We start from the raw sequence: 23,896 nt of genomic DNA, 5'->3' as shown, positions 1-23,896 counted from the left end.
GCTTGCCTCAGTCTGTGTCAGATCCGTATCTGTTTAAGGCCGGATACTTACCCCATCGGCAATCAGTTTCGCTTTTAACGCGGCAATCTCAATAATCGCTTTGTGAAACACACTGGCTGCCAACGCGCCATCGACATCGGCTTGCTGAAACACCTGAGTAAAATGCTCCATAGTGCCTGCGCCGCCACTGGCAATCAACGGCACTTTACAGACATCGCGAATGCTTTTTAACTGGGCAATATCATAACCCTGGCGCACGCCGTCCTGGTTCATGCAGTTAAGCACAATCTCGCCTGCGCCACGCGCCTGCACTTCAGCCACCCAATCGCGGGTAAGCCAGCGGGTTTTCTGGGTACGGCTCTCATCACCAGTGAACTGATATACCTGATACTGGCCGGAAGCGACATCAAAAAAGCTGTCGATACCCACTACCACACACTGCTGGCCGAACACATGATTAAGCTCACTAATCAGCTCAGGGCGGGCCAGGGCAGGGCTGTTAACTGAGACTTTATCAGCGCCCATTTCCAGAATTTTGCCGGCATCGACCACACTTTTAATGCCACCGGCGACACAAAACGGAATGTCGATAACCTCGGCTATCCGCCTGACCCAGCTTTTATCAACCACCCGGCCATCACTCGAGGCAGTAATATCATAAAATACCAGCTCATCGGCGCCGGCTTCGGCATAACGCTGGGCTAAGGGAACAATATCGCCAATAATTTCATGGTTACGAAACTGCACACCCTTAACCACCTTGCCATCGCGCACATCTAAACAGGGAATTAACCGTTTTGCCAGCATGCAATGGCCTCCTTCAGGGTAAATTTACCTTCCAGCAACGAGCGGCCGAGGATCACTCCGGCCACGCCACTGCCGGTTAAGGCTTTAATATCAGCCAGCGAGCCAATACCGCCAGAGGCTTGCCACTGGATCTGTGGATAATGGGCGGTCAGTTCGCGATAAAGCGCCACATTTGAACCGCTCAAGGTACCATCGCGGCTGATATCGGTGCACAGCACATGCTTTGCACCGGCGGCAATATAATCGTCCAGTACCTGTTCCAGCGTAACGTCAGACTGCTCAATCCAACCGTGTGACGGCAGTGTTTTCTCGCCTTTATCGTTAATAGCGACATCCAGTGCCAGCACAATCTGCTCGCCACCGTATTTGCGGATCCAGCCCTGAACCAGTTCGGGTTCGCGAATGGCCAGGCTGCCAATCACTACCCGGCCGGCGCCGGCATCAAGTAAATCAATGACATCCTGTTCACTGCGAACACCCCCGCCAACCTGAATATGCAAGGGTGATGCTGTCATTAGTTCGGTTAACAGCGCCAACTGGCGTTTACTGGCATCTTTAGCACCGGACAAATCAACAATATGCAGCCAGTCGCTGCCATCCTGGGCATATTGGTTACGCAAGTTTATCGGGCTGAACTGGTATTCTGTTGTGTTGTCGTAGCGGCCCTGATAAAGGCGGACCACGGTACCCTCTATTAAATCTATTGCCGGAATAATCACAATTGCCACTCCAGGAAATTCTGTAATAAGCGGGCGCCGGTTTTGCCGGACCGTTCCGGGTGAAACTGGGCGCCAGCCACGTTATCTTTGCCAATTACCGCGGCAAAATCACTGCCATAATTACAAAGTGCAAGTGAATGCTTACTTGGTGCTACGGCAAAACTATGGACAAAATACACATAGTCACTGCTGGTGAAACCCTTCATAAGCGGGTGACTGCTAATATTGTGCAGGGTATTCCAGCCCATATGTGGTAGGCGTAAACCGGCACTTTGCATTGGCAGCACGTCACCCGGTATCAGGTTTAAACAGGGCACGTCACCTTCCATACTATGGCTGCTTAACATTTGCATGCCTAAGCAGATGCCCAGCAAGGGTTGCTGCAGGCTTTGCAGGGTGTCGATAAGATTGCTGTGTTGCAGTTGGGCCATAGCGTTGTGAGCCGTACCCACACCTGGCAACACGACTTTGTCGGCAGCTTTAATTACCGCGGCCTCCCGGCTGATTGTGGCCTCAACCCCCAGTCGCTTAAATGCAAAGTATACCGAGCTGATATTGGCGCAACCGGTATCTACGATCACCAATTGCATTACAATACTCCCTTAGAGCTTGGCAGTGCTTCGCCGGACACGGTAATAGCCTGGCGCAAGGCGCGGCCAAAGGCTTTAAACAGGCCCTCAACCATATGGTGCTTATTGCCCGCGGTAATCGATAAATGCAGGCTAATCAACATAGCATCACTTATTGAGCGGAAAAAGTGCGGTACCATTTCCAGATTTAAACCGCCAACGCTGCCTTCGCCTAACTCAGCATCAAATTTAAACAGCGGCCGGCCGGATAAATCCAGCACGCATTCGGCCCGGCATTCATCCATTGGCAGCACAAAACCAAAACGATTTATGCCTCTTTTATTGCCGAGCGCCTGTTTTAATGCCTGGCCCAGCGCCAGGGCGGTATCTTCGACACTGTGGTGATCATCAATATGGAGATCACCCTCAACCCTTACCTGCAGTGAAAAACCGCCGTGGGTGGCAATTTGCTCCAGCATATGGTCGAAAAAGCCGACGCCGGTGTTAAAGCTGTTGTTACCACTGCTATCCAGATCAACGCTGATTGCAATATCGGTTTCCCGGGTAGTACGCCTGACAGTCGCCTGACGGCCGCGGCTTAGCAGCCGTTGGGTTATCTCACTCCAGCCCAGGTTATCACGGTTATACTGAAATGACGGCAGCCCCATATTGTCAGCCAGTTGCACGTCGGTTAGCCGATCGCCAATGACATAAGAATTGGTAAAATCTATTTTCCCTTGTTGCAGGTAGTCTTTTACCAGCCCCAGTTTCGGCTTGCGGCAACTGCAGTTATCCTGCTCAAAATGCGGACAAATCAGCACGTCAGCAAAGTCAATCCCTTGCGACGTTAGCAGCTGCATCATTTTGTTGTGCGGCGCATCGAAGGTATCGCGCGGAAAGCTATCCGTGCCCAGGCCATCCTGGTTGGTCACCATCACCAGCTGGTAACCGGCGGCTTGCAGTTTCAGCAGGGCAGGCACCAGGCCGGGCTCGTAGGCGAGCTTTTCCAGGCTGTCGAGCTGCTTGTCGATTGGTGGCTCTTCCACCATGGTGCCGTCGCGGTCAATAAATAAAATAGGCTGGCCACTCATGCGTGTTCTCTCTTTTCAAGGTTTTCAGGATCAGGTTTGTCTTCAGAAAAATACTGTTGCATGGCTGTCGCCAGGCGCTGCATTTCGTCAGGGCTGCCAATCGACACCCGCACTACCTGGGATAACCCCAGTTGGCTGGACTGATTCCGGATCAGAATATCGGCATTAATCAGCGCGGCAACGCAGTCTGCGGCGTCGGCAACCTGCAGTAAGACATAGTTGGCATTACTGGGCCATACTCTTTGCACACCCGGTAGTTGCTGCGCTGCGCCGATAAAATCGTTGCGAAGCTTGTTAATCGTCTTAACGCTGTGCTGCATCTGCACAATACCTTGTGCTGATAAAGCCTGAGCGGCAATTTGCGCTACCGGCTCAGCAATCGGGTAGGGTGCGATCATTTTTTTCAGAGCGCAGATTACCGCCGGCGCAGCCAGGGTAAAACCACAGCGCAAGCCGGCCAGACCAAAAGCTTTGGACAGGGTGCGCAGCACCACTAAATGCGGGTAGCGACTGAGCAAAGGCACTACAGATGCTTCAGGTGAAAATTCAATGTAGGCTTCATCGACCACCACCAGCGCTTTGCCTTTGAAATGCTCCAGCACGGCGATAATTTGCTGGCGTGGGATCAAATCACCGGTTGGGTTGTTCGGGCTGCAGATAAACACCAGTTTAGGTTCGGTAGCAAAAATACCGGCCAGATCCAGCTGTTCACTGTTTAACAGCAACACTTTATTGACCGCCGTCTGGTTACTTTGTGCACTTATCGCATACATGCCATAGGTGGGCGGGCAAATGGTAATGCTGTCAATTTTAGGTTCGCAGAAACTGCGGATCAACAGCTCAATGCCTTCATCAGCACCCCGGCTAACCAACACCTGCTCCGGCGATACGCCGGCATAGGCCGCATAAGCATTGATTACCGCTTGTGGCTGACAAGACGGGTAACGGTTAAAGGTGCCATCCAGCTGATATGCCGGTGCCAGGGCATTTTCGTTGGCGTTGAGCCACACTGCGCCGCCACTCATACTGCTGCGGGCCGAGGCGTAAGGTACGAGATCTTTTACCAGCTGCCGGGCAAGGTTGTTTATTTCAGGAACGGTCAGTTCAGACATGCTTACTCTCCGCCAGGACTATTATTGTTTGCTGTTGAGCCATTAAGTGTCGCCAGGCGCAGGCGCACAGCGTTGGCGTGCGCAGTTAAACTCTCAGCTTCGGCTAAAGTCACAATGGCCGGGCCAATGTTGCGCATACCGGTGGCTGATAATTTTTGCACAGTATAACGACGATAGAAGTCAGTTAATGACAAACTTGATACCGTTTTGCTGTACCCGTAAGTGGGCAGGACATGGTTGGTACCACTGGCATAATCACCCGCTGATTCCGGAGTCCACTGGCCGACAAAAATGCTGGCCGCACTGGTAAACTGCTCCACCAGCTCATCGTCAACAGCTGTTTGCACAATTAAATGCTCCGGGGCGTAGGCGTTGGTCACTTCGACAGCCTGCTTTAAATCGGCCGTTAAAATATAACGGCTGTAGCTCAGTGCCGCTTCGGCAATAGCTTTGCGTGGTAATTCAGCCAGTTGTTTAGCGACCTCCGCTTGTACCATCGTAATCAGCTCTGCACTGTCACTGACTAACACAACCTGTGAGTCCGGGCCGTGTTCAGCCTGCGATAGTAAATCGGCAGCAACGAAGGCCGGGTTAGCACTGTTGTCAGCCAGCACCAGTACCTCAGAGGGGCCGGCCGGCATATCAATCATCGCGCCTTTTACATCCTGACTCACCTGTTGTTTGGCCTCGGTAACATAACGATTGCCAGGGCCAAAAATCTTATCTACTTTCGCAATACTTTCAGTGCCATAGGCCAGAGCTGCAATAGCCTGAGCACCACCTATGGTATAAATTTCAGTAATACCGCACAGCTCAGCGGCATACAGTATTTCCGGGGCTATATCATCAGCGGCGGGTTTACCCGGTGGGGTGACCAGCACGGGGCGCGGACAAGCTGCGAGCTGGGCGGGCACCCCCAGCATCAGCACGGTGGAAGGCAGGGGCGCACTGCCACCGGGAATATACAAACCTACCGCACTGATAGCCTGGCTCTTCAGCTGGCAGACCACGCCGCTGCTGGTTTCCACTTCAATATCCCGTGGCAGCTGAGCAGCATGAAATTTCCGGATATTGTCATAAGCCAGCTCGATGGCAGCCTTGCGCTCAGGCAGTAAAGTTGCCAGTACGCTGCGCTTTTTGCTGTCACTCAACCGTAGCGGGTTGTCTGTTAAACCATCAAACTGCTGACTGTATGCGCGCAGGGCCTGGTCACCCTGCTGTTTTACCGAAGCAATAATGGTCCGTACCTGTTCTGATAAACCGGCCGAGTCCGCCAGTTCAGGCCGGGTAAGCGCGGCTTGTTGTTGCTCGCTGGACAATTGCGGCCAGTTAAACACGCCAGCAGAAGTAGTAGCCATAGTTGTAGCCATCGTTACTCCATCATTTTTTCAATTGGCAACACTAAAATGGAACTGGCACCCAGTGCCTTTAATTGCTCCATGGTTTCCCAGAATAAGGTTTCGCTGCTTACCACATGAATGGCCACCATATGATCATTGCCAGCCAGCGGCAGCATGGTTGGATTTTCCGCGCCGGGTAACAGGGCAATCACTTCATCTAAGCGGGCGCGCGGTGCATGCAGCATTATGTACTTGCTTTCATTGGCTTGCATCACGCCATTAATGCGCGGCATCAGTTTATCAATCAGTTTCAGCTGCTTGCTGTCGGTTAATTCTTTGCGCTGAATAAGCACTGCTTTGCTGCGGTAAATAACATCTACTTCTTTTAAACCATTGGCTTCCAGCGTCGCGCCGGTTGACACTAAATCACAAATCGCATCTGCTAAACCTGCGCGTGGGGCAACCTCTACCGAGCCCTTTAAATTGACTACCCGGGCATTAACGCCTTGCTGTTTTAAATAACGGCCCAACAATCTGGGGTAGGTGGTCGCAATAGTTTTGCCATCAAGTGACGCCGGCCCCCGGTACTCATCTTCTTGTGGGACGGCAATGGATAAGCGGCAACCGCCAAAATCCAGCCGCTTTAATACCGTGTAATCGAAACTATCGTTGTCCAGCTGGCGCTGCAGCGATTCTTCTTCCAGTACGTTTTCGCCAACAATGCCTAAGTCACAAACACCGTCCATTACCAGGCCGGGAATATCATCATCGCGGACCCGCAGGATATCAATGTCCATATTTTCAACATGGGCTATCAGACGTTGTTCGCGCAAGTTTATCTTTAAACCGCAACTGGTAAAAAGGGCCTGGGAATCAACCGATAAACGGCCAGATTTCTGCATTGCGATACGTAAGCGTTTACTTTCTGTTGCCGGACTCATAATGGTCTCCATGACGATATTTAAAAATGGATAATATAATAAACAAAAACCCCGGGCCTGGGCTCGGGGTTTTTGTTACGTTACCACCGGAGCGCCAGACTTCAGCCCTCCGAAATATCGGACGGCTAGTGCCTATGATGGTGGTGCAGGGTAGTAACGTTAAGCATTATCTGATTCTTGCGTATTAAGATGTTATACAAGTTACCTGCGAAGCAGCTAAAGTGCAAGCGCGATATGCCGAACATAATTTCAAGCAAAACCTGTTATTATATTGATATATAATGCTTTTAATTATTAAGCCGCTTATTTTTCCATAAATAATTTTTCGAGGTTAACTCGATTTGTGAATTTCGAGGTTAAAATACGGTCAACTTGTATAGTCAATGAGTTGCACTATTCAAGTTTTTTGTTAAGAGGCCGATAACATAGTAATGAATTTTTAGGGGGCAGTTATGGACGCTTTTATGCCGTTTGTACAACGGGTGCCAGGCACGCCGGTTGAGCCTGATCCAAAGCAGGTGGTACCGGTGTTTAAAGAAGCCAGGTTAAGCCCGCTAAAACCGAATGAACAAAAATATCTTATTATGCGCCGGCCATCGTTCAACAGAGGCAGGCGTGCTGAAGATTATCCGGAGCCGCCTTACACGACGCCGGAAGAGGAACAACATGTAGATAAAGACGGCCACCTTGATATTTTTGTCTGAATTTTTCTGCTGATAAAGGCATAATAGCGCTCTTTTTTTAAACCAGGTGCTGTAGTGACGACCTTAAACCCCAGCCTGAAGCAGCAAACCCATGATGAGTAATCTGGCCCGACAGGTGCTGGCTGCGTTCGCGGAAAAGGGCAAGCTTGCCAGCAATATTTCAGGCTTTAACCCGCGTGCTGCTCAGTTGCAGATGGCTGAGGCGGTTGCCGAAGCCATTTCCGGCAACACGGCATTGGTTGTCGAAGCCGGAACGGGCACCGGCAAAACCTATGCCTATCTGGTGCCGGCGTTACTTGCTGGCAAAAAAGTTATTTTGTCTACCGGTACTAAAAACCTGCAGGAGCAACTCTTTCTGCGCGATTTGCCCAAAGTGCAGCAGGCGCTGGCCAGTCCAATTCACAGCGCCTTATTAAAAGGCCGCGCCAATTACTTATGCTTGTTTCGTTTAGAGCAACATTACAACCATGTGCCGGTGCAGGACGAGCAATTAATTCAGGATTTAAGCCTGATTAAAAAGTGGTCATCTGAAACCCAGTCGGGCGATATTGGTGAGCTCAGTTATATTGCCGAAGACTCAAAAGCCTTGCCTTACGTGACCAGCACCACCGACAACTGTCTTGGTAAAGACTGCCCGGTATATGAAGACTGCCATTTACTTAAAGCCCGTAAAAATGCCCAGGCAGCTGACTTAGTGGTAGTAAACCATCACTTATTTTTCGCCGACTTAGCGCTAAAAGACACCGGTTTTGGTGAACTGCTGCCGCAGATGGATGTCATTATCTTCGATGAAGCACACCAACTGCCTGATATAGCCAGTGACTACTTTGGCGAGCAGGTATCCAGCCGTTTACTGCTGGATTTGTGCAAAGATTTAGAGCTGGCCTGTAAAACTGAGCTGCGCGATCACCCACAATTAGTAAAAGTGGCAGAAAAGCTGGCCAGTTTAGTGCGTGACTGGCGGCTGCAGTTTGCGGCAGACCCCAGTCGTGGCAACTGGCGTGATTTAGCTCAGCAGGCGCCGATGCAAACTGCGCTCACCCGGGTAAATGATGCTATCGACATGCTGTATCAGGTATTAAAAAGCAGCCTGGGCCGCAGTGATACCGTAGATAATGTTTTTGAGCGGCTGGCGCAACTGAAAAACCGCTTGCTGAAAATGCAGGATTTAAGTCAGACCGGGGTAAGTTTATGGTACGAAACCAGTCGGCTGCATGTCAGTTTGCATTTAACGCCGCTAAGCATAGCTGATCGTTTTAAAGCGATAGTGGCGGCTGAGCAGCGCAGCTGGATTTTCACTTCTGCCACCTTGTCAGTTAACGAAGGCTTTAACCATTACACCGCGCAGATGGGACTGGATGATGCCCAGACTTTGCTGCTGGAAAGCCCGTTCGATTATGCCAGCCAGGCCATGTTATGCCTGCCGCGATATTTACCGGAACCGCATCAGCAGCAAATGGGCCCGGCGTTACTTGAATTAGCGGTAAAGCTGATTAAAGCCAATAATGGTCGTTGTTTCTTTTTATTTACCAGCCATCGTATGTTGCAGTGGATGGCCAATGCACTGCCAGAACAGATTAGTCAGCCGGTGTTGGTGCAGGGCAGTACTGGTAAGCGCTTGTTGCTGGAGCAATTTGTTACCCTGGACAACGCAGTGCTGCTGGGTACCGGCAGCTTCTGGGAAGGGGTAGATGTGCGTGGTAATACGCTAAGTTGCGTGATTATCGATAAACTGCCGTTTGCATCACCCGACGACCCGTTGTTACAGGCACGCAGCGAAGATTGTCAGCGCCGCGGCCTGGACCCGTTTAGCACGGTGCAATTGCCGCAGGCGGTTATCACCCTGAAGCAGGGCGTAGGCCGGCTTATCCGTGATGTCACCGATCGTGGCGTGCTGGTTATCTGCGACAACCGCCTGGTGACCCGGCCCTATGGCAGTGTATTTCTAAAGAGTTTGCCGCCGATGCGTCGTACCCGCTCGCTGGATGACGCAGTAGCGTTTTTACAACAGACAAGACAGGAAAATTAAAGTGAAGTTACTGGCACTGGATACCTCAACTGAAGCTTGTTCAGTGGCCCTGCTCCAACAGGGCCATATTATTGCGCTGGACGAGGTGTGTCCGCAGCAGCACAGCAAAAGAGTGTTGCCAATGATAGACAGCCTGCTGGCTGAGGCTGGCCTTAGCTTGAACATGCTGGATGGTATCGTGTTTGGTCGCGGGCCGGGTAGCTTTACCGGGGTGCGGATTGGGGTCTCGGTGGCCCAGGGCCTGGCGTTTGGCGCGGACTTACCGGTGTTTGGTGTCTCGACTCTGGCTGCAATGGCACAGGCTGCGGTGCGGATACATCAGGCTAGTCAGATTGTTGCAGCTATAGATGCCAGAATGGCAGAAGTGTATCTGGCCAGCTTTAGCAGCGACAGTAATGGCGAGTTGCAACAATTAACTGCCGAACAGGCGATTAAACCGCAACTATTGGCGCCACTTGGCTTAAGTGACAAAGTAGTAGCGGTTGGCACGGGCTGGCAAACGTATGCCACTGAGCTGATGCGGGCGCAGCCAGCCGATATTGCCAGTGACATTTTGTATCCTTCTGCCCGGGATATGCTAACCCTGGCACAGCCAGCTTTTAGCCAGGGGCTTTTTGTCAGTGCCGAACGGGCTGAGCCCGTCTATGTGCGGGACGAAGTCAGCTGGAAAAAATTACCCGGCAGATAAAACACTTGGTTAAATTGGCAAACTGGTTATAATTAAGCCAGTTTGCTTACTATGAAGATGTTATGAGCCTGACTGTAAATCAAAGCCTGAATGCCACCGCTAATGTTGCCAGCGTATTTGCTGGTACTGAGCAGCGTCGTGCGCCATTACAGGATGACAGTCGGTTAGCTGGATCGACAAATACCAGTGCAGGCACAGGTATCCGGGCCAGTCAGCAGGTAATTAATCAGCTGGATAATGAGCGCAATCAACAAAGCAACTTTCAAAACAGTAATAGCAGCCGCGGTCAGCAAGCAGTTGCAGCCTATCAGAGTCAACAGAACGAACAGCGTCGGGCTGAAGTTCAGTCGTTGTTGGGCGTTGATCTTTACGCCTGAACCAATCCAGCCTCCATGTCTTTGCGTACAATCCTGTTAATAACATCGATATAAACTGCCAGGCAGTTTCGTTATAAGGATATATCATGGCTAAAATTTGTCTGATCACCGGTGCCAGCTCCGGCATGGGCAAAGCAACAGCATTGCGTTATGCCAATAATGGCTGGCAGGTTTACGCTGTCGCCCGTTCAACCGACAAACTGGCAGAACTGGCTGCACAAAATGCCAACATTAAACCGGTAAGTTTAGATGTCACTGACAGCGTCGCACTCGCCAGTTGGGCGGCAGCCTTACCCGCTGGCCAGAAAATAGATGTTGCGATTCTCAATGCCGGAACCTGTGAGTATGTCGATGCAGACGATCTTGATCTGGCTGCATTTGAACGTACCTTTGCGGTCAATGTTCAGGGGGTCGTTTGCTGCACCCGTTATTTATTGCCACTGCTGAACACAGGAAGTCATCCAACGCTGGCTATTGTCAGTTCAATGTCGCATTTTTTTCCGTTTACCCGCGCCGAGGCTTATGGCGCCAGTAAGGCTGCGGTTGCCTATTTTGCTGACAGCTTACGGGTTGACTTAGCTGACACCGATATTAATGTTTGTTTAATTGAGCCCGGTTTTATTGATACACCCCTTACCCGGAAAAACGATTTCGAGATGCCATTTCTGATGGCGCCTGAAAAAGCAGCCAGCCGGATTTTTGATGGTATCAACGCCGGTAAAAGCCGCTTACGCTTTCCGCGGCGGTTAAGTTTTGTGTTAAAAGCGCTCGGGTTACTGCCTTACGGGCTGCGGAACAAACTGGCTAAGAAGATGAAACAACAATGAGTAATGTTAGCTCAGCAGTGCCTGCAGGTTACTTAAGTCCACGCAGGGGTATTCACTGGCGCTCAATTATCGGTTTTGAACTGGCCTGGTTGGCGCTGGTGTATTTTCAAACCCTGGCGATAGTGCCGGCACTGGCTTATTTGTTATATGGTTTATATCTGCTGCCCAATCGTGCGCGACTGGCAGTATTGCTGATAACGCTGGCAGGTCTTGCGGTTGATGCAATACTGGTCTCTTTACAGGTTATTTCGTTCAGCGGAAGTAGCTTACTGCCGGGTTGGTTTTTACTGCTATGGGCATTGTTTTCGCTGGCTGCGGTAGAAACCATGGCGGGATTTTTACGGCCATGGTGGTTGGGGTTTTTACTGGGAGCCAGTGGCGGCCCGTTGTCTTATCTGGGCGGTGCCGCGTTAAGCGGCGGTGTATTGTATTTTCCGTTAGCGGCTTGGTCCTTTGTGGTTATGGTTATCATATGGGGTATTATCGGCGTGATACTGGGGTATAGCAGGAGGTTTTATGCACAAGCTGGTAGTTAGTATAGTGGCACTGGGCTTTGCGGGCATGTTGGCAGCAAAGCCTGATTTGACCACCGTGGGTGAGGGCAGTTATCGCTATTTATTCTGGCAGTTATACGATGCCAGACTGGCCAGCACAGATGGCAGCTTCAGTGATTATCAGCAAACCCGTCCGTTGTTACTGGAGTTAACTTACAAGCGTGATATCAGTAAAGACCAGTTTATTGAAGCCACAGTTGAGCAGTGGCAAGAACTGGATCGTAGCAGTGAGCAGCAGCAACAGCAATGGGCGAAGAGTCTTGATAAGCTGTGGCGCGATGTAAAAGAAGGTGACCGGTTAGCGGCACTTTATACTGAGCAGGGCCATGTACAATTTTATTTTAACGACACCGATATTGGCATAGTGGAAGATAAAGAATTTGCCCCGGCTTTTTTTGATATCTGGCTGCACCCTGACACTACCGCCCCGAAATTACGTCGCCAGTTGATTGAACCTGAGTGAGAACCAACTTGCTCTAAGCTAACCGTTGAAGCCCTGGACGGGCGGAAACGAGCCCCCATGGATGGGTTTACGGCGTGTTAGCGTGAGCAAATTGGTTCGTTTCAATTCTGCAAACACAATCAGCTACTTAGTTTGTTGAATATATTGAATCAGTTTTTTGGCGATGGCGGTATTATCCATAAAACCGTTAAATTCGCCGGCATGTTTACCATACGCCATAACGGGCACATCCGCTGCAGTATGGCCACCACTGGTCCAGCCGGTTAGTGAGGCATCACTGATGAACTGCAATATCTGGCTGCGGCCAACTTTTTCATCTTCGTTGGCAAGCGCCGTTAGCAGCATTTGCAGCTGTGCTTTATCGAGGCTGATACCCGTCAGCTCTGTATAACGCTTGCTGATTTCCTGCTGGTTTTCCAGTTGACGCAGCTGCTTGGCTATTTCCCGCCCTGTTGCTTTCACTTGCTTAATCACGTCAGTGCGCCACTGATAAACACCATTGGCGCCTAATGACAAGCCGCCGGTTTCGTGATCAGCGGTAACAATTAATAAGGTATCCGGGTTGGCATCAACGTAGGCTTTAGCAACTTCAATCGCTTTGGCAAAGTCATGCATTTCCGCCATGGCACAGGCAATGTCATTATCGTGACCACACCAGTCAATCTGGCTGCCTTCTACCATCAGTACGAAGCCCTTATCTGCCTTTGATAGCAGCTGCAGCGCTTTGTCCGTCAGGGGCGCTAACATGCTGTCATAACTGGTGTTGAGTACAGCAGGTAATGCGTCCTCAGTAAGTAACGCGATTGCCGGTATACGGGTCAGACTGTCCAGTTGACGATAGTCATCAGTATACTGGTAGCCAAGTTCAGTGAAGCCATCAATAAGATTACGGTCTTGCCGTACAAAGTATTTAGTGCCTCCGCCAATAATTAAATCGGCAACCGGTTTGCCTTCAATCCGGTAATCCAGGTACATATCGGCTATGTCGTTCATATTACGCCGACTTTTATTGTGTGCCAGAAATGACGCCGGTGTAGCATGGTTAACCTGTGAGCTGGCGACAATACCGTTTGCTTTGCCAAGCCGTTTTGCCAGCTGCATCATGGTACCAATTGGAATATGTTGGCGGTTAACGGCAATCGCGCCGTTATAGCTTTTAACACCGGTTGCAAGGGCTGTTGCACCGGCTGCCGAATCGGTAACCAGGGTATCATCATCAGGGTAGGTACTGGCCATGCCGGTCAGTAAATCGTCATAAACGGTATTGGCTACCTCGGTTGCAGCCGGGTCGTGCTGATAATAGCGGTAGGCCGCAACATATGACGGCCCCATGCCATCACCAATCATATAAATAATATTCTGTGGGGCAGCTACCACGTTTAATGGTAATAAACTTGCCAGTGCCAGACACAACAAAGTTGGGCGCATTGCTTAACCTCAATCTTTTTTAAATTAACTTAAGTGTACGTTAACTCCTATGGCCAACCAAGTGTCATGAGATAAGCTGTCGTTATTTTCACTTAAGAATTCAATTAAGATTATCAATTGAGTGTTTTGCTGGACAATTTTCAGCAGTGCAGGCTATCTTAGAACGATTGCGTTGTGCTGTGGTCATACAAGTATGATGTGTTGTAAGCTGAATAGCAGTAAAAGGAAGCTATGAAAAATATAATAATAAACATAGTACTGACATTGGGGCTGAGTCTTAGCTGGCAAACGCTGGCGGCAGAGCCTGATCCGCGGCAGAAACTAAGCGAGTTAGCACTTAGCAGTGAACGTAGCGCTGAGCATATCGCTCGTAACCAGTATCGACATCCAGCCGAAACGTTGAATTTTTTTGGCTTGAAGCCAGATATGGCAGTGCTTGAAGTATGGCCTGGCCGCGGTTGGTATACGGAAATTCTGGCGCCTTATTTAAAAGAGCAGGGCCATTTTACTATCGCCCAGTTCCGCCAGGATGATGGCACGTTAAAAGGGGAACGGGCGAAGTTCTGGGCACGCTTGAGTGCAAAACTGTCCGAAAGAATTCTTGAAAACGAAGCGTTTTTCGGCACAGTACACGAGGTTGAACTTGACCCACCATATCTGCAGCCAGCTTTAGCTACAGCGCAATTTGACATGGTGCTGTCGTTTCGTAATGCCCATATCTGGGATGAAAGCGGCCATTTATCTGCAACCTTGCAAACCTTGTATGATCTGATTAAACCCGGTGGCGTATTGGGTTTAGTTGAACACAGAGCTGCACCCTTATCAGATACCACCAGCGTGGCAGTAGAAGGGTACCTTGACGAAGCTTACGTGATTGCCGCTGCAGAGCAGGTTGGCTTTCAACTGGCAGCGCGCAGTGAAATTAATGCCAACTTGCTTGATAGCAAAGATCACCCGAAAGGGGTGTATACTTTGCCCCCTACACTGGCGCTGGGCAATTACGATCGGGAAACCTATCTTGCTATTGGTGAAAGTGACCGGATGACCCTGAAATTTATTAAACCCGCTGATTAACTCTGATTAAAAAGCATCTGCAGCAAGCTAATTGTGCAAGGCGGGCAATTGTGGGATGATTAGCACTAGAGTAAATACTCAACATTAGGCTTATTCCCCGGCAGTAATACACAATCATTTATTGCAGGCAGCCATATTTATAACTATAAAATAATAACCTTAATAGAAAGGAGAGGACGGTGGATAAAGTTTGGTTAAAGCGTTACCCGTCAGGTGTGCCCGCAGAAATTGATGCTGATCATTACCCTTCCCTGCTTGATATCTTTTCCCAGAGTATCAGTCAGTTTGCTGACAAAACTGCGTTTATCAACATGGGTAAAAGTGTCAGTTACCGTGAACTGGACAAATTAAGCAAGGCTTTTGCTGCTTATTTGCAAAAAGAACTTGGCCTGAAAAAAGGTGACGCTGTTGCCATTATGATGCCGAATTTGTTGCAATACCCGGTCGTGTTAATGGGGGTGTTGCGGGCAGGCTGTACAGTCGTTAACGTTAACCCGCTGTATACTCCCCGTGAATTACAGCATCAGTTAACTGATTCAAAAGCCAAGGCTATTGTCATTGTCGATAACTTTGCTCATACCCTTGCTGCTGTAGAGAAACAGGTCAATTTGGAACATATTATCCTGACCAAAATGGGTGATATGTTGGGTATGGTTAAAGGCACTATTGTCAACCTGGTTGTAAAACACGTTAAAAAGCTGGTGCCGGCTTACTCGTTAAGTAAGTTTGTTACTTTTAATGCGGTACTGGAGAAAGGGCAGCATTTAAAATATCAGAAACCGGATGTCAGCGGCGCAGATATCGCTTTTTTGCAGTATACCGGCGGTACAACCGGCGTGTCGAAAGGTGCTATGTTAACCCACCGCAATATGGTAGCAAACCTGGAGCAGTGTAGTGCCTTCCTGGATTGTTTCCTCGACAAAGGTAAAGAGCATGTGGTTACAGCCCTGCCGCTTTATCATATCTTCGCCTTAACGGCGAATTTCTTTACCTTCTTTAAATATGGTGGCACTAATTTATTAATTACCAATCCACGTGATATGCCGGCTTTTGTTAAAGAACTGTCGAAATTTCCGTTTACTGCTATTACCGGCGTCAATACCCTGTTTAATGGCTTGCTGAACACGCCCGGTTTTGCGGAGTTAGATTTCAGTCGTTTAAAGCTGTCGTTAGGCGGTGGTATGGCAGTACAGCGTCCTGTGGCAGAGCGCTGGAAAAAAGTGACTAAAACCCGTTTACTCGAAGGCTATGGCTTAACAGAATGTTGCCCGCTGGTTACCTTAAGCCCGTTCGATTTAGCTGATTTCAACGGTAGTATCGGCCTGCCGGCACCTTCAACCTTAATTCGTTTAGTAGACGAAGAGGGCAAAGATGTTGCGGCTGGCGAGCCAGGTGAAATGCTGGTTCAGGGCCCACAAGTGATGCTGGGTTATTTAAACCGGCCTGAGGAAACTGCTAAAACGGTTAAAGATGGTTGGTTATATACCGGTGACATTGCAACAATGGATGACGAAGGTTTCTTCTACATTGTTGATCGCAAAAAAGACATGATTATCGTCTCCGGCTTTAACGTATTTCCGAATGAAATTGAAGAAGTGGTGGCAATGGACGAAAAGGTGCTGGAAGTGGCAGCTGTCGGCGTTGCTAATGAGGCGTCCGGTGAAATTGTGAAGGTGGTTATTGTCAAAAAAGACCCGACACTGACTGAAGAAGACGTAATTGCGCATTGCAAACAACATTTAACGGGCTACAAAGTACCAAAACTGGTAGAATTCCGGGAAGAATTACCGAAAACCAATGTTGGTAAGATCCTGCGCCGCGAGCTGCGGGATTAATCCAGAGCCGGCTTTTGCCGGCTTTGTTTTTATGAGATGTATGCATGAGTTATGTAATAACCGATAACCGCAGCCTGGCTCAGTATTGTCAGAATGCTGCCGGCCAGAGCGCACTGGCAGTCGATTCTGAATTTATCCGCCAAAGTACCTTGTATCCCAAGCTGGGGCTAATTCAGTTGTTTGACGGCAAACAGCTTGCGCTGGTTGACCCCCTGACCATTACTGACTGGCAGCCTTTGGCGCAGTTATTTGCAGATGAAACCATCGTTAAAACCCTGCATTCCTGTACGGAAGATCTGGAAGCACTGGCGACCATTGGCATCCACCATATTCAGCCATTATTTGATACTCAGCTGGCTGCAGAGTTATTGGGGTGGGGCAGTAGTATCGGTTATGCCAAACTGGTAGAGCGGGCTACCGGCGAAGTATTGGATAAAAGTGAGTCGCGCACCGACTGGTTAGCCCGGCCCCTGGCGGTTAAGCAACTGGAGTATGCCGCCAACGACGTAACGTATTTGTTGCCGTTGTATCAGCATTTAATGGAGCAGTTTACCAACCCGGCTTTATTACCATTATTATTGGCCGAAGGTCAGCAACTGCAGCAGCGACGGGCAAATCCGTTACCTCCTCGCTTAAAATATCTGGAAGTGAAAAACGGTTCACTGTTACGCAGCCGTGAGCTGGCGGTATTGCGTGAACTGGTAGCATGGCGGCTGGACTACGCAGCCAGTCGTGATTTAGCACTTGGCCTTGTTATCAAAGACTTTCAGATGCTGGAGCTGGCAAAACGCAAGCCGGGTTCGGTTGAGAGTTTACTGAATATTCCGGGAATGACCGGCCGTGATTTGCGCCGGCATGCCAAAACCCTCATCGAATTAATAGAGCTGGCAAAGCAACTACCGCAAGATGGCTGCCCGCAGGCTTATTATCATCTGGAGCATTTTCCCGGCGAAAAAGTGGTGCTGGCAGAACTGAGCCAGGCTATTAAGGAAACTGCGGCTGAAACCGCTATTCCCGCAGCATTCTTATCGGTTCGGCGACAGCTGCATGAATATTTTAACTGGTGTTGGCGGGTGACAGATCAAGAGAGAACGTTACTGCCGCTGCCAGAGTATTTAACAGGCTGGCGCCAGCAATTGCTTTTACCTCATTTGCCAGTTCCGGCGCATGTGCAAAATTTGATAAAAAATTTGGAATAAACGTTATTAGTTATCAATCAGATCAATAGAAAATATTGGCTAATTTATACACAAATTTGCAATTAAAAAAGCTGATCCCTTTCAGATTTATGTGACGTAAACATTACGCAACTAATAACTGAAGGGTAATAACCATGAAAGGAATACTAAAATTTGCCGTTCCGGCAGTTTTAACTTTATCACTTACAGGTTGTTTTGACAGTGATTCAGATTTACCAACACCGACTCCACCGCCACCACCACCGCCAGTAGTTGATGCTACCCTGCGGGTTATCCACGCGTCATTTGATGCCCCGGCAGTAAATGTCAGTGTGAATGGCGATGTAGCCATTGAAAACCTGGCCTATGGCAGCAGTTCCGAGAACTTTAGCTTACCGCCTGCCGACTACGCGGTAGCGGTCGACGCTATTTTGCCGGGTGAGGGTAACACCGCAACTGTAATAGATGTTGCCGAGTTGGCATTGGCAGAGGCCACCAATTACAAGGTGTTTGCAGTAGGCTTAGTTGCCGATGAAACCCTGGCGCCATTAGTAGTAACGTCTGATGTAGCCGATTTAGCCGAAGGTAACGTCCGGCTGCAAGTTGTGCATGCTGCCTCGGCAGCGCCAGCAGTAGATATTCATGTTACAGCGCCTGATGACGAGCTGGGTGCACCGCTTACCACCCTGGCGTTCACTGAATTTACCGAAGCCCTGGATGTTCCTGCCGGTGATTACCGGGTGCGAATTACCCTGCCGGGTACCGACACTGTCGTTTTTGACAGCAACACCCTGGAGCTGTCCGGTGGTATGGATTTAGTGGTTGCCGCCATTAACAGTGAGTACTCAGGTGCGTCACCGGTATCATTAATTGCCGTAACACCAGAGGGCGATGTATTACCTATTCTGGATGACGGCACAACCTCTTCACTGCGGGTGGTACATAATGTCTCAGATGCGCCGGCAGTTGATGTCGTAGTTAATGATAACTTCGCCGAGCCATTGGTATCAGACTTAGCTTTCCCGGATTTCACCGGTTATGTTGCGCCAGCGCCCGGCGACTACAATGTTAAAGTTGCAGTCGCTAATACTGAGACTGCAGTAATAGATGCTGATGTAACGCTGGAAGCGGGTGCGTTTTACTCTGTGCTGGCGGTTGGCTCACTAAGTGATGCCGATGATTTTGCCATCGAGCCGCTTATTCTGATGGACAACACCCGTACTGTAGCAACTGAAGCCCGTGTTCGCATCGTCCATGGTTCTACCCTGGCTGGCAATGTTGATATCTATGTCACAGCCGATGGTAATATTGCCGATGTAATGCCAGCTTTCAGCGACGTGCCGTTTAAAGCAGAAACCGGCTATGTGCCACTGGCCGCAGGTGAATATTTTGTAACAGTAACCCCAACCGGTACCAAAACCGCTGCCATTGAAACCGGCGCCCTGATGCTGGAAGCGAATAAAATTTACACCGCCATTGCCCGCGACGGCGCCGGCTTAATGGGTGTAGGTTTAACAGTAATGGATGGTTTTGTAGCAGAGTAATAAGCCACTTTAACGGTTCTGTATAAGTCGCTTAAAAACGCCCGCATTAGCGGGCGTTTTTGTATCGGTTATTTTTAATTATTAGCAGTGAAATATTTTGCCTTTTTATGATCACATTTTTACGATGATTCTGCCTTGAATCTTACCTGCCAGTAACGCTGAGGCGGTATCAATGACTTCATCTAACGAAATAACCTGGCTTATGGCGTTAAAATCTTCCGGGCTGAGTATTTCACTCAAATGCTGCCATGCCTGCACGCGATCAGCCAACGGCCGCATTACGCTATCAATGCCGTATAAGGTCACCCCGCGCAGAATAAAGGGGGCAACGGATGATGGAAAGTCCATGCCCTGCGCCAAACCACAGGCCGCAACGGCACCACCATAGCGGGTGCTGGCACAGGCATTTGCCAGGGTGTGACTTCCCACACAATCTACCACAGCGGCCCAGCGCTCTTTTTGTAGCGGTTTTCCTGGCTCACTCAGCTGGCTGCGTGGCAAAATTTCTACCGCGCCAAGTTTTTTAAGGTAGGCACTTTCATCTGGCCGCCCCGTAGCCGCAACTACCTGATAGCCGAGTTTCGTTAATATCCGCACCGCATAGCTACCCACACCGCCATTCGCGCCGGTAACCAGCACTTCGCCATGCTGAGGGGTAATCCCGTGCTTTTGCAGTGCCAATACGCACAACATGGCCGTGTAGCCGGCGGTGCCCACTGCCATTGCATTTTCAGGGGTTAAACTTGCAGGCAGAGAAATCAGCCAGCTGCTGTCGAGGCGGGCTTTTTGTGCCAGGCCGCCCCAGTGTCTTTCACCAACACCAAAACCATTTAGCAATACCTTATCGCCGACGTTAAAGCGCGCAGAGTCAGATTGCAGCACCTCACCTACAAGATCAATGCCAGGTACCATAGGAAAACTGCGCACCACCGGCGCTTTACCGGTAATGGCCAGTGCGTCTTTATAATTGATGGTACTGGCCAGTACGTTAACCGTAACATCACCTGCTGGCAGTTGCTGTTCGTCTACATCGCTTAATACTGCGTGATACCCGTGCTCGTCTTTATTAATTAAAATGGCTTTAAACATGTATTGCTCCAATAAGACTTATCTATTTAGTGTCTCAGTTAAAATATCTTGTCCAGACTAAAAATGAGCGATGTTTAGTCACTTTGCAAGTGACAGGTCACTGATGCTGGTATGTTGCAGGAGGAAATAAAAAGCCCGCAATAAGCGGGCTGGTTATTATTATAACGTTTAAAAAGCTTAACGCTTATCATCCGGGAAGGTGACGTTGAGTTCCAGTACTGAGATCTGGTCGCCGCGCTGCTCCAGCGATACAGCGATTTGATCAGCCGGAATATCAACGTATTTACGGATAACTTCCAGAATATCGCGTTCCAGTTGCGGCAGATAATCCGGGCCGTTACGACGCTTGCGCTCGTGCGCGACAATAATCTGCAGCCGCTCTTTGGCGGTATTGGCGGTGTTTTTCTTAGTTGAGCGAAAATAATCCAGTAATGACATCAGTTATCCTCCGAAAATCCTTTTAATAAAGCCCTTTTTCTCCACGGTAAGAAAACGGAACGGCACTTGCTCGCCTAATAAGCGCTTTATGGTATCCAGATAGGCCTGGCCGGCGTCGCTGTCTTTATCCAGAATTACCGGCTGGCCCGAGTTAGAGGCATTTAATACTGCCTGTGATTCGGGAATAACACCCACTAATTCAATTGCCAGAATTTCTTTTACGTCCTCAACGCTCAGCATTTCGCCTTTTTCTACCCGCTCCGGGTTATAGCGGGTTAGCAGTAAATGCTCTTTAATGCCTTCCAGGCCCTGTTCAGCCCGGCGTGATTTGCTGGATAACATGCCAAGGATCCGGTCAGAGTCGCGCACTGATGAAACTTCAGGGTTAGTTACTACTACCGCTTCATCGGCAAAATACAGCGCCATCATCGCGCCGGATTCAATACCGGCCGGTGAGTCACAAATAATAAAGTCGAAGTCTTTGGCCAGCTCGTTTAATACTTTCTCGACACCTTCACGGGTCAGCGCGTCTTTATCGCGGGTTTGAGACGCGGGTAATATAAACAGATTATCGGTGCGCTTATCTTTGATCAGCGTTTGTTTTAAATTGGCTTCGCCATTAATCACATTCACAAAGTCGTACACTACCCGGCGCTCGCAACCCATTATTAAGTCGAGGTTACGCAGGCCGATATCAAAATCGACGATAACGGTTTTATGGCCGGCCAGCGCCAGGCCGGTGCCAATAGCGGCACTGGATGTGGTTTTGCCAACACCGCCTTTACCCGATGTAACCACAATAATTTTTGCCATAGTGAGTATCCTTACACTAATTCAGAGATGACTAAGCTATCGTCCTGCATCTTAATGCAGGCTGATTTGCCCCAAAATTTGCCCTGCAAACTATCACTGAGCCAGTAATTACCGGCAATAGACACTAATTCTGCCTGCAGGTTATAACAATAAATTCGCTTGCTGGTATCGCCACTGGCACCGGCTATCGCCTTGCCCCGTAGCGAGCCATAGATATGAATGTTGCCATCGGCGATCACTTCTGCACCGGCACCAACCGCTCCTTTAACGATTAAGTCGGTACCTTTGGCATAAATTTGCTGGCCAGAGCGCACCGTTTGCTCAACGACTTTGCTGTCCATGGTCGCGGCTACTGCAGCAACCGCAGAATTGTTGGCAGCGGATGTGTTGTCAGCAACCTCAGCAGCCGGGTTTTGGGCAGGTTGTTGCACGGCTGCCGGCTCTTTTGCTTTTATGCTGGCTTTACCCGCTTGCAATACAGCCAGGCCGGCGGCATGGGCTGCGGCTTTTTGCCCGGCATTGGCCGCAGTTACCCCAACTAATACCAGCTTAAGCTCCATAAACAGGTGTTTTAATGAGGCAAAGTCGGGAGTTTGGCTAACATCGCTAAGGTTGAGGACGATAGGGGCCTGCAGAAAAAATGCAGGCGCTTGCGCCAGTTTGGCGCTTAATAATTTTTGCAGGGTTGCCACGCTTAAATCAGCACAGTGCAACACTGACATAGGGAATAAACTCCCTTTCAGTTCTAACGAATTATCAGACATAAAACTATCGGCGCACGCGTTATTTTTGTCACTGCGATAAGCAGTATTATTTATGCACCTGACGTACTGGTCAGTGCGCATTACCTGTGCTTCATGTTATAGTTTCGCCCTCTGTTAGGCAAGGTAGCGAAGACGTTTTATTGATGTTATGTGTTGTTTATAAAAGCCCGCGCAAAGAGGGCACTTACCTGTATGTTGAACGGCGCGACGATTTCAGTCCAGTGCCCGCTGCTTTAATGACCACTTTTGGTAAGCCGCAGCTGGTAACCATACTTAATTTGGCAAAGCGGGAACATTTGGCCCAGGTTGATATTCATAAGTTACGTTCTGCTCTCAGTTCACAGGGGTTTTATCTGCAGTTACCACCCCCACCCGAAAACCTGCTGGCTCAGCATAAAGCCAGTATCCAGACAGAAAAAGGTTAGTATGAAATTAAAATTAGCGCTGAAAAACCTTGGCTTGCCAGCATTGTTGGCAAGCAGTTTAATCCATCCTGCTGGCAGTATTGCTGCAACCAGCCAGACCAGCAATCAGCCTGAAGCAGCGGCTGCTGAGCAACCGGCTAAGCCCAGCTTTGAACAATACACGGCAGCTTTACGGCAGGAGGCTGAGCAAAAAGGCTATGATCAGGCCCTGCTGGATGAAGTGTTCAGCTCGTTAACTTTTCACGAGCGGGTGGTAAAAGCGGATCAGAGCCAGCCTGAAGTCGTTGAAACCCTCAGTACCTATTTGCCCAAGCGGGTAAGTGATATCAGGATCACCATGGCCCGGGGCTTTTATAAGCAGTATTTGCCAGAGCTGGAAAAAATTGGTGAAAAATATGGTGTGCAGCCACGCTTTATTGTTGCCCTGTGGGGGCTGGAGAGCAGCTTCGGCCGCTTTATGGGCAATTATTCCATTCCGTCTGCGTTAGCCACCCTGGCATATGATGGCCGGCGCGAAACCTTTTTCCGCCAGGAATTTTTTAATGCGTTGGATATTCTGGCCGAGGGCCATATCAGCTTTGCCGATATGAAAGGGTCCTGGGCCGGCGCGATGGGCCAGAGCCAGTTTATGCCAAGCTCATTTCTGGCCTATGCCCAGGATGGTGACGGTGATGGTAAAAAAGATATCTGGACCAATCAGCTGGATGTGTTTGCGTCGATTGCCAACTATTTAAAACAGCAGGACTGGGATAACAGTATTACCTGGGGACGGGAAGTGGTATTGCCCGAAGGGTTTGATGCCGGTTTGGCCATTCAACGTGGCAGCCTGGCGCGGACCGCCTGGCTAGGGCGCTGGAACGACTCTGCCCGCAGCCTGGCCAAATGGAATGAGCTGGGGGTGCGCCGGCTAAATGGCACAGACTTACCTGCGCGGGATTTACAAGCTGCCCTGGTACTGCCAGATGGCGAGGGTGGCCGGGCCTTTTTAGGTTATGACAACTATAAAAGCCTGATGCACTGGAACCGCTCTTATTACTTTGTTACTAGTGTTGGCTACCTGGCCGACCTGATTATTGCTGAGTAAACA

Annotated in this window: 25 protein-coding genes; 13 read left to right on the top strand and 12 right to left on the bottom strand. The window is 49.6% G+C overall.

Annotated features, from left to right (window positions below; all coding sequences use genetic code 11):
• Positions 1-33: 33 nt before the first annotated feature.
• From hisF to hisG, 7 genes are read right to left on the bottom strand one after another with little or no spacing between them, the layout of a single operon-like run.
• Complete coding sequence (gene hisF / locus CRO03_RS04085) at positions 34-807, bottom strand: imidazole glycerol phosphate synthase subunit HisF (RefSeq protein WP_097110250.1); 774 nt, start codon at positions 805-807, stop codon at positions 34-36.
• Positions 789-1,535, bottom strand: coding sequence for a 1-(5-phosphoribosyl)-5-[(5-phosphoribosylamino)methylideneamino]imidazole-4-carboxamide isomerase (gene hisA, locus CRO03_RS04080; RefSeq protein ID WP_245861436.1), 747 nt, complete (start codon positions 1,533-1,535; stop codon positions 789-791). The genes hisF and hisA overlap by 19 nt, the downstream gene beginning before the upstream one ends.
• Positions 1,523-2,116, bottom strand: coding sequence for an imidazole glycerol phosphate synthase subunit HisH (hisH, locus tag CRO03_RS04075; RefSeq protein ID WP_097110248.1), 594 nt, complete (start codon positions 2,114-2,116; stop codon positions 1,523-1,525). Before hisH ends, hisA begins: the two co-directional genes overlap by 13 nt.
• Positions 2,116-3,186 (bottom strand): bifunctional histidinol-phosphatase/imidazoleglycerol-phosphate dehydratase HisB, encoded by a 1,071-nt coding sequence (hisB, locus tag CRO03_RS04070; RefSeq protein ID WP_097110247.1) that lies wholly within the window; start codon positions 3,184-3,186, stop codon positions 2,116-2,118. The genes hisH and hisB overlap by 1 nt, the downstream gene beginning before the upstream one ends.
• Positions 3,183-4,298, bottom strand: a complete 1,116-nt coding sequence (gene hisC, locus CRO03_RS04065; RefSeq protein WP_097110246.1) for a histidinol-phosphate transaminase — start codon at positions 4,296-4,298, stop codon at positions 3,183-3,185. Before hisC ends, hisB begins: the two co-directional genes overlap by 4 nt.
• Positions 4,299-4,300: 2 nt before the next feature.
• Positions 4,301-5,668: a histidinol dehydrogenase gene (gene hisD / locus CRO03_RS04060; RefSeq protein ID WP_212682326.1), complete on the bottom strand. Its 1,368-nt coding sequence runs from the start codon at positions 5,666-5,668 to the stop codon at positions 4,301-4,303.
• Between the two features lie 2 nt (positions 5,669-5,670).
• Positions 5,671-6,579 (bottom strand): ATP phosphoribosyltransferase, encoded by a 909-nt coding sequence (hisG, locus tag CRO03_RS04055; RefSeq protein ID WP_097110245.1) that lies wholly within the window; start codon positions 6,577-6,579, stop codon positions 5,671-5,673.
• A 464-nt stretch (positions 6,580-7,043) separates the two neighbouring features.
• Between hisG and CRO03_RS04050 the strand changes: the two genes are divergently transcribed.
• The 7 genes from CRO03_RS04050 (at position 7,044) to CRO03_RS04020 (ending at position 12,221) form a co-directional block, all read left to right on the top strand.
• Positions 7,044-7,283, top strand: a complete 240-nt coding sequence (locus CRO03_RS04050) for a hypothetical protein (protein WP_245861434.1) — start codon at positions 7,044-7,046, stop codon at positions 7,281-7,283.
• Positions 7,284-7,374: 91 nt separating this feature from the next.
• Positions 7,375-9,312: a DNA repair helicase YoaA gene (gene yoaA / locus CRO03_RS04045; RefSeq protein ID WP_097110243.1), complete on the top strand. Its 1,938-nt coding sequence runs from the start codon at positions 7,375-7,377 to the stop codon at positions 9,310-9,312.
• A 1-nt stretch (position 9,313) separates the two neighbouring features.
• On the top strand, positions 9,314-10,000 hold the full coding sequence (gene tsaB, locus CRO03_RS04040) for a tRNA (adenosine(37)-N6)-threonylcarbamoyltransferase complex dimerization subunit type 1 TsaB (RefSeq protein ID WP_097110242.1): 687 nt from the start codon (positions 9,314-9,316) through the stop codon (positions 9,998-10,000).
• Between the two features lie 62 nt (positions 10,001-10,062).
• Positions 10,063-10,377, top strand: a complete 315-nt coding sequence (locus CRO03_RS04035) for a hypothetical protein (protein WP_097110241.1) — start codon at positions 10,063-10,065, stop codon at positions 10,375-10,377.
• A gap of 86 nt (positions 10,378-10,463) precedes the next feature.
• Positions 10,464-11,204: an SDR family NAD(P)-dependent oxidoreductase gene (locus CRO03_RS04030; protein ID WP_097110240.1), complete on the top strand. Its 741-nt coding sequence runs from the start codon at positions 10,464-10,466 to the stop codon at positions 11,202-11,204.
• On the top strand, positions 11,201-11,740 hold the full coding sequence (locus CRO03_RS04025; protein ID WP_097110239.1) for a DUF2878 family protein: 540 nt from the start codon (positions 11,201-11,203) through the stop codon (positions 11,738-11,740). Before CRO03_RS04030 ends, CRO03_RS04025 begins: the two co-directional genes overlap by 4 nt.
• Positions 11,721-12,221: a chalcone isomerase family protein gene (locus CRO03_RS04020; RefSeq protein ID WP_245861431.1), complete on the top strand. Its 501-nt coding sequence runs from the start codon at positions 11,721-11,723 to the stop codon at positions 12,219-12,221. The genes CRO03_RS04025 and CRO03_RS04020 overlap by 20 nt, the downstream gene beginning before the upstream one ends.
• Before the next feature lie 123 nt (positions 12,222-12,344).
• Here CRO03_RS04020 and CRO03_RS04015 read toward each other — a convergent pair whose 3' ends face one another.
• The gene (locus CRO03_RS04015) at positions 12,345-13,649 is read right to left on the bottom strand and encodes an alkaline phosphatase (RefSeq protein WP_097110238.1); all 1,305 of its coding nucleotides are present in this window, start codon (positions 13,647-13,649) and stop codon (positions 12,345-12,347) included.
• 231 nt (positions 13,650-13,880) lie between these two features.
• On the opposite strand from CRO03_RS04015, the gene CRO03_RS04010 reads away from it, so the two are divergent.
• The 4 genes from CRO03_RS04010 (at position 13,881) to CRO03_RS03995 (ending at position 19,280) form a co-directional block, all read left to right on the top strand.
• Positions 13,881-14,723, top strand: a complete 843-nt coding sequence (locus CRO03_RS04010; RefSeq protein WP_097110237.1) for a class I SAM-dependent methyltransferase — start codon at positions 13,881-13,883, stop codon at positions 14,721-14,723.
• Between the two features lie 179 nt (positions 14,724-14,902).
• The gene (gene fadD, locus CRO03_RS04005; RefSeq protein ID WP_097110236.1) at positions 14,903-16,558 is read left to right on the top strand and encodes a long-chain-fatty-acid--CoA ligase FadD; all 1,656 of its coding nucleotides are present in this window, start codon (positions 14,903-14,905) and stop codon (positions 16,556-16,558) included.
• Positions 16,559-16,602: 44 nt separating this feature from the next.
• The gene (gene rnd / locus CRO03_RS04000) at positions 16,603-17,757 is read left to right on the top strand and encodes a ribonuclease D (RefSeq protein WP_097110235.1); all 1,155 of its coding nucleotides are present in this window, start codon (positions 16,603-16,605) and stop codon (positions 17,755-17,757) included.
• A 134-nt stretch (positions 17,758-17,891) separates the two neighbouring features.
• Positions 17,892-19,280 carry a DUF4397 domain-containing protein gene (locus CRO03_RS03995; RefSeq protein WP_097110234.1) on the top strand — a complete coding sequence of 463 codons (1,389 nt, stop codon included), beginning with the start codon at positions 17,892-17,894 and terminating at the stop codon, positions 19,278-19,280.
• A 111-nt stretch (positions 19,281-19,391) separates the two neighbouring features.
• On the opposite strand, the gene acuI is transcribed toward CRO03_RS03995, so the two are convergent.
• From acuI to minC, 4 genes are all read right to left on the bottom strand, one after another.
• A complete protein-coding gene (gene acuI, locus CRO03_RS03990; RefSeq protein ID WP_097110233.1) occupies positions 19,392-20,369 on the bottom strand; it encodes an acrylyl-CoA reductase (NADPH) in 978 nt (325 codons plus the stop codon).
• 177 nt (positions 20,370-20,546) lie between these two features.
• Positions 20,547-20,807, bottom strand: coding sequence for a cell division topological specificity factor MinE (minE, locus tag CRO03_RS03985; RefSeq protein WP_097110232.1), 261 nt, complete (start codon positions 20,805-20,807; stop codon positions 20,547-20,549).
• A gap of 3 nt (positions 20,808-20,810) precedes the next feature.
• Positions 20,811-21,620: a septum site-determining protein MinD gene (minD, locus tag CRO03_RS03980; RefSeq protein WP_097110231.1), complete on the bottom strand. Its 810-nt coding sequence runs from the start codon at positions 21,618-21,620 to the stop codon at positions 20,811-20,813.
• Between the two features lie 11 nt (positions 21,621-21,631).
• Complete coding sequence (gene minC, locus CRO03_RS03975) at positions 21,632-22,342, bottom strand: septum site-determining protein MinC (protein WP_245861428.1); 711 nt, start codon at positions 22,340-22,342, stop codon at positions 21,632-21,634.
• Positions 22,343-22,527: 185 nt separating this feature from the next.
• Between minC and CRO03_RS03970 the strand changes: the two genes are divergently transcribed.
• Complete coding sequence (locus tag CRO03_RS03970; RefSeq protein WP_097110230.1) at positions 22,528-22,809, top strand: YcgL domain-containing protein; 282 nt, start codon at positions 22,528-22,530, stop codon at positions 22,807-22,809.
• Between the two features lies 1 nt (position 22,810).
• Positions 22,811-23,893: a lytic murein transglycosylase gene (locus CRO03_RS03965; protein ID WP_097110229.1), complete on the top strand. Its 1,083-nt coding sequence runs from the start codon at positions 22,811-22,813 to the stop codon at positions 23,891-23,893.
• Positions 23,894-23,896 lie beyond the last annotated feature (3 nt).

Source organism: Arsukibacterium tuosuense (assembly GCF_900215315.1).
GTDB lineage: Bacteria > Pseudomonadota > Gammaproteobacteria > Enterobacterales > Alteromonadaceae > Alishewanella > Alishewanella tuosuense.
Note: the sequence above shows the minus strand (reverse complement) of the source record. Positions and strands in the feature narration are given on the sequence as shown.

What these genes read in the sequence shown, in the direction of transcription:
- hisF (WP_097110250.1), bottom strand. Translation starts at nt 807, where the DNA reads ATGCTGGCAAAACGGTTAATTCCCTGTTTAGATGTGCGCGATGGCAAG.
- hisH (WP_097110248.1), bottom strand. Translation starts at nt 2,116, where the DNA reads ATGCAATTGGTGATCGTAGATACCGGTTGCGCCAATATCAGCTCGGTA.
- hisB (WP_097110247.1), bottom strand. Translation starts at nt 3,186, where the DNA reads ATGAGTGGCCAGCCTATTTTATTTATTGACCGCGACGGCACCATGGTG.
- hisC (WP_097110246.1), bottom strand. Translation starts at nt 4,298, where the DNA reads ATGTCTGAACTGACCGTTCCTGAAATAAACAACCTTGCCCGGCAGCTG.
- hisD (WP_212682326.1), bottom strand. Translation starts at nt 5,668, where the DNA reads ATGGCTACAACTATGGCTACTACTTCTGCTGGCGTGTTTAACTGGCCG.
- hisG (WP_097110245.1), bottom strand. Translation starts at nt 6,579, where the DNA reads ATGAGTCCGGCAACAGAAAGTAAACGCTTACGTATCGCAATGCAGAAA.
- CRO03_RS04050 (WP_245861434.1), top strand. Translation starts at nt 7,044, where the DNA reads ATGCCGTTTGTACAACGGGTGCCAGGCACGCCGGTTGAGCCTGATCCA.
- yoaA (WP_097110243.1), top strand. Translation starts at nt 7,375, where the DNA reads ATGATGAGTAATCTGGCCCGACAGGTGCTGGCTGCGTTCGCGGAAAAG.
- CRO03_RS04035 (WP_097110241.1), top strand. Translation starts at nt 10,063, where the DNA reads ATGAGCCTGACTGTAAATCAAAGCCTGAATGCCACCGCTAATGTTGCC.
- CRO03_RS04030 (WP_097110240.1), top strand. Translation starts at nt 10,464, where the DNA reads ATGGCTAAAATTTGTCTGATCACCGGTGCCAGCTCCGGCATGGGCAAA.
- CRO03_RS04025 (WP_097110239.1), top strand. Translation starts at nt 11,201, where the DNA reads ATGAGTAATGTTAGCTCAGCAGTGCCTGCAGGTTACTTAAGTCCACGC.
- CRO03_RS04020 (WP_245861431.1), top strand. Translation starts at nt 11,721, where the DNA reads ATGCACAAGCTGGTAGTTAGTATAGTGGCACTGGGCTTTGCGGGCATG.
- CRO03_RS04015 (WP_097110238.1), bottom strand. Translation starts at nt 13,649, where the DNA reads ATGCGCCCAACTTTGTTGTGTCTGGCACTGGCAAGTTTATTACCATTA.
- CRO03_RS04010 (WP_097110237.1), top strand. Translation starts at nt 13,881, where the DNA reads ATGAAAAATATAATAATAAACATAGTACTGACATTGGGGCTGAGTCTT.
- rnd (WP_097110235.1), top strand. Translation starts at nt 16,603, where the DNA reads ATGAGTTATGTAATAACCGATAACCGCAGCCTGGCTCAGTATTGTCAG.
- CRO03_RS03995 (WP_097110234.1), top strand. Translation starts at nt 17,892, where the DNA reads ATGAAAGGAATACTAAAATTTGCCGTTCCGGCAGTTTTAACTTTATCA.
- acuI (WP_097110233.1), bottom strand. Translation starts at nt 20,369, where the DNA reads ATGTTTAAAGCCATTTTAATTAATAAAGACGAGCACGGGTATCACGCA.
- minE (WP_097110232.1), bottom strand. Translation starts at nt 20,807, where the DNA reads ATGTCATTACTGGATTATTTTCGCTCAACTAAGAAAAACACCGCCAAT.
- minD (WP_097110231.1), bottom strand. Translation starts at nt 21,620, where the DNA reads ATGGCAAAAATTATTGTGGTTACATCGGGTAAAGGCGGTGTTGGCAAA.
- minC (WP_245861428.1), bottom strand. Translation starts at nt 22,342, where the DNA reads ATGTCAGTGTTGCACTGTGCTGATTTAAGCGTGGCAACCCTGCAAAAA.
- CRO03_RS03970 (WP_097110230.1), top strand. Translation starts at nt 22,528, where the DNA reads ATGTTATGTGTTGTTTATAAAAGCCCGCGCAAAGAGGGCACTTACCTG.
- CRO03_RS03965 (WP_097110229.1), top strand. Translation starts at nt 22,811, where the DNA reads ATGAAATTAAAATTAGCGCTGAAAAACCTTGGCTTGCCAGCATTGTTG.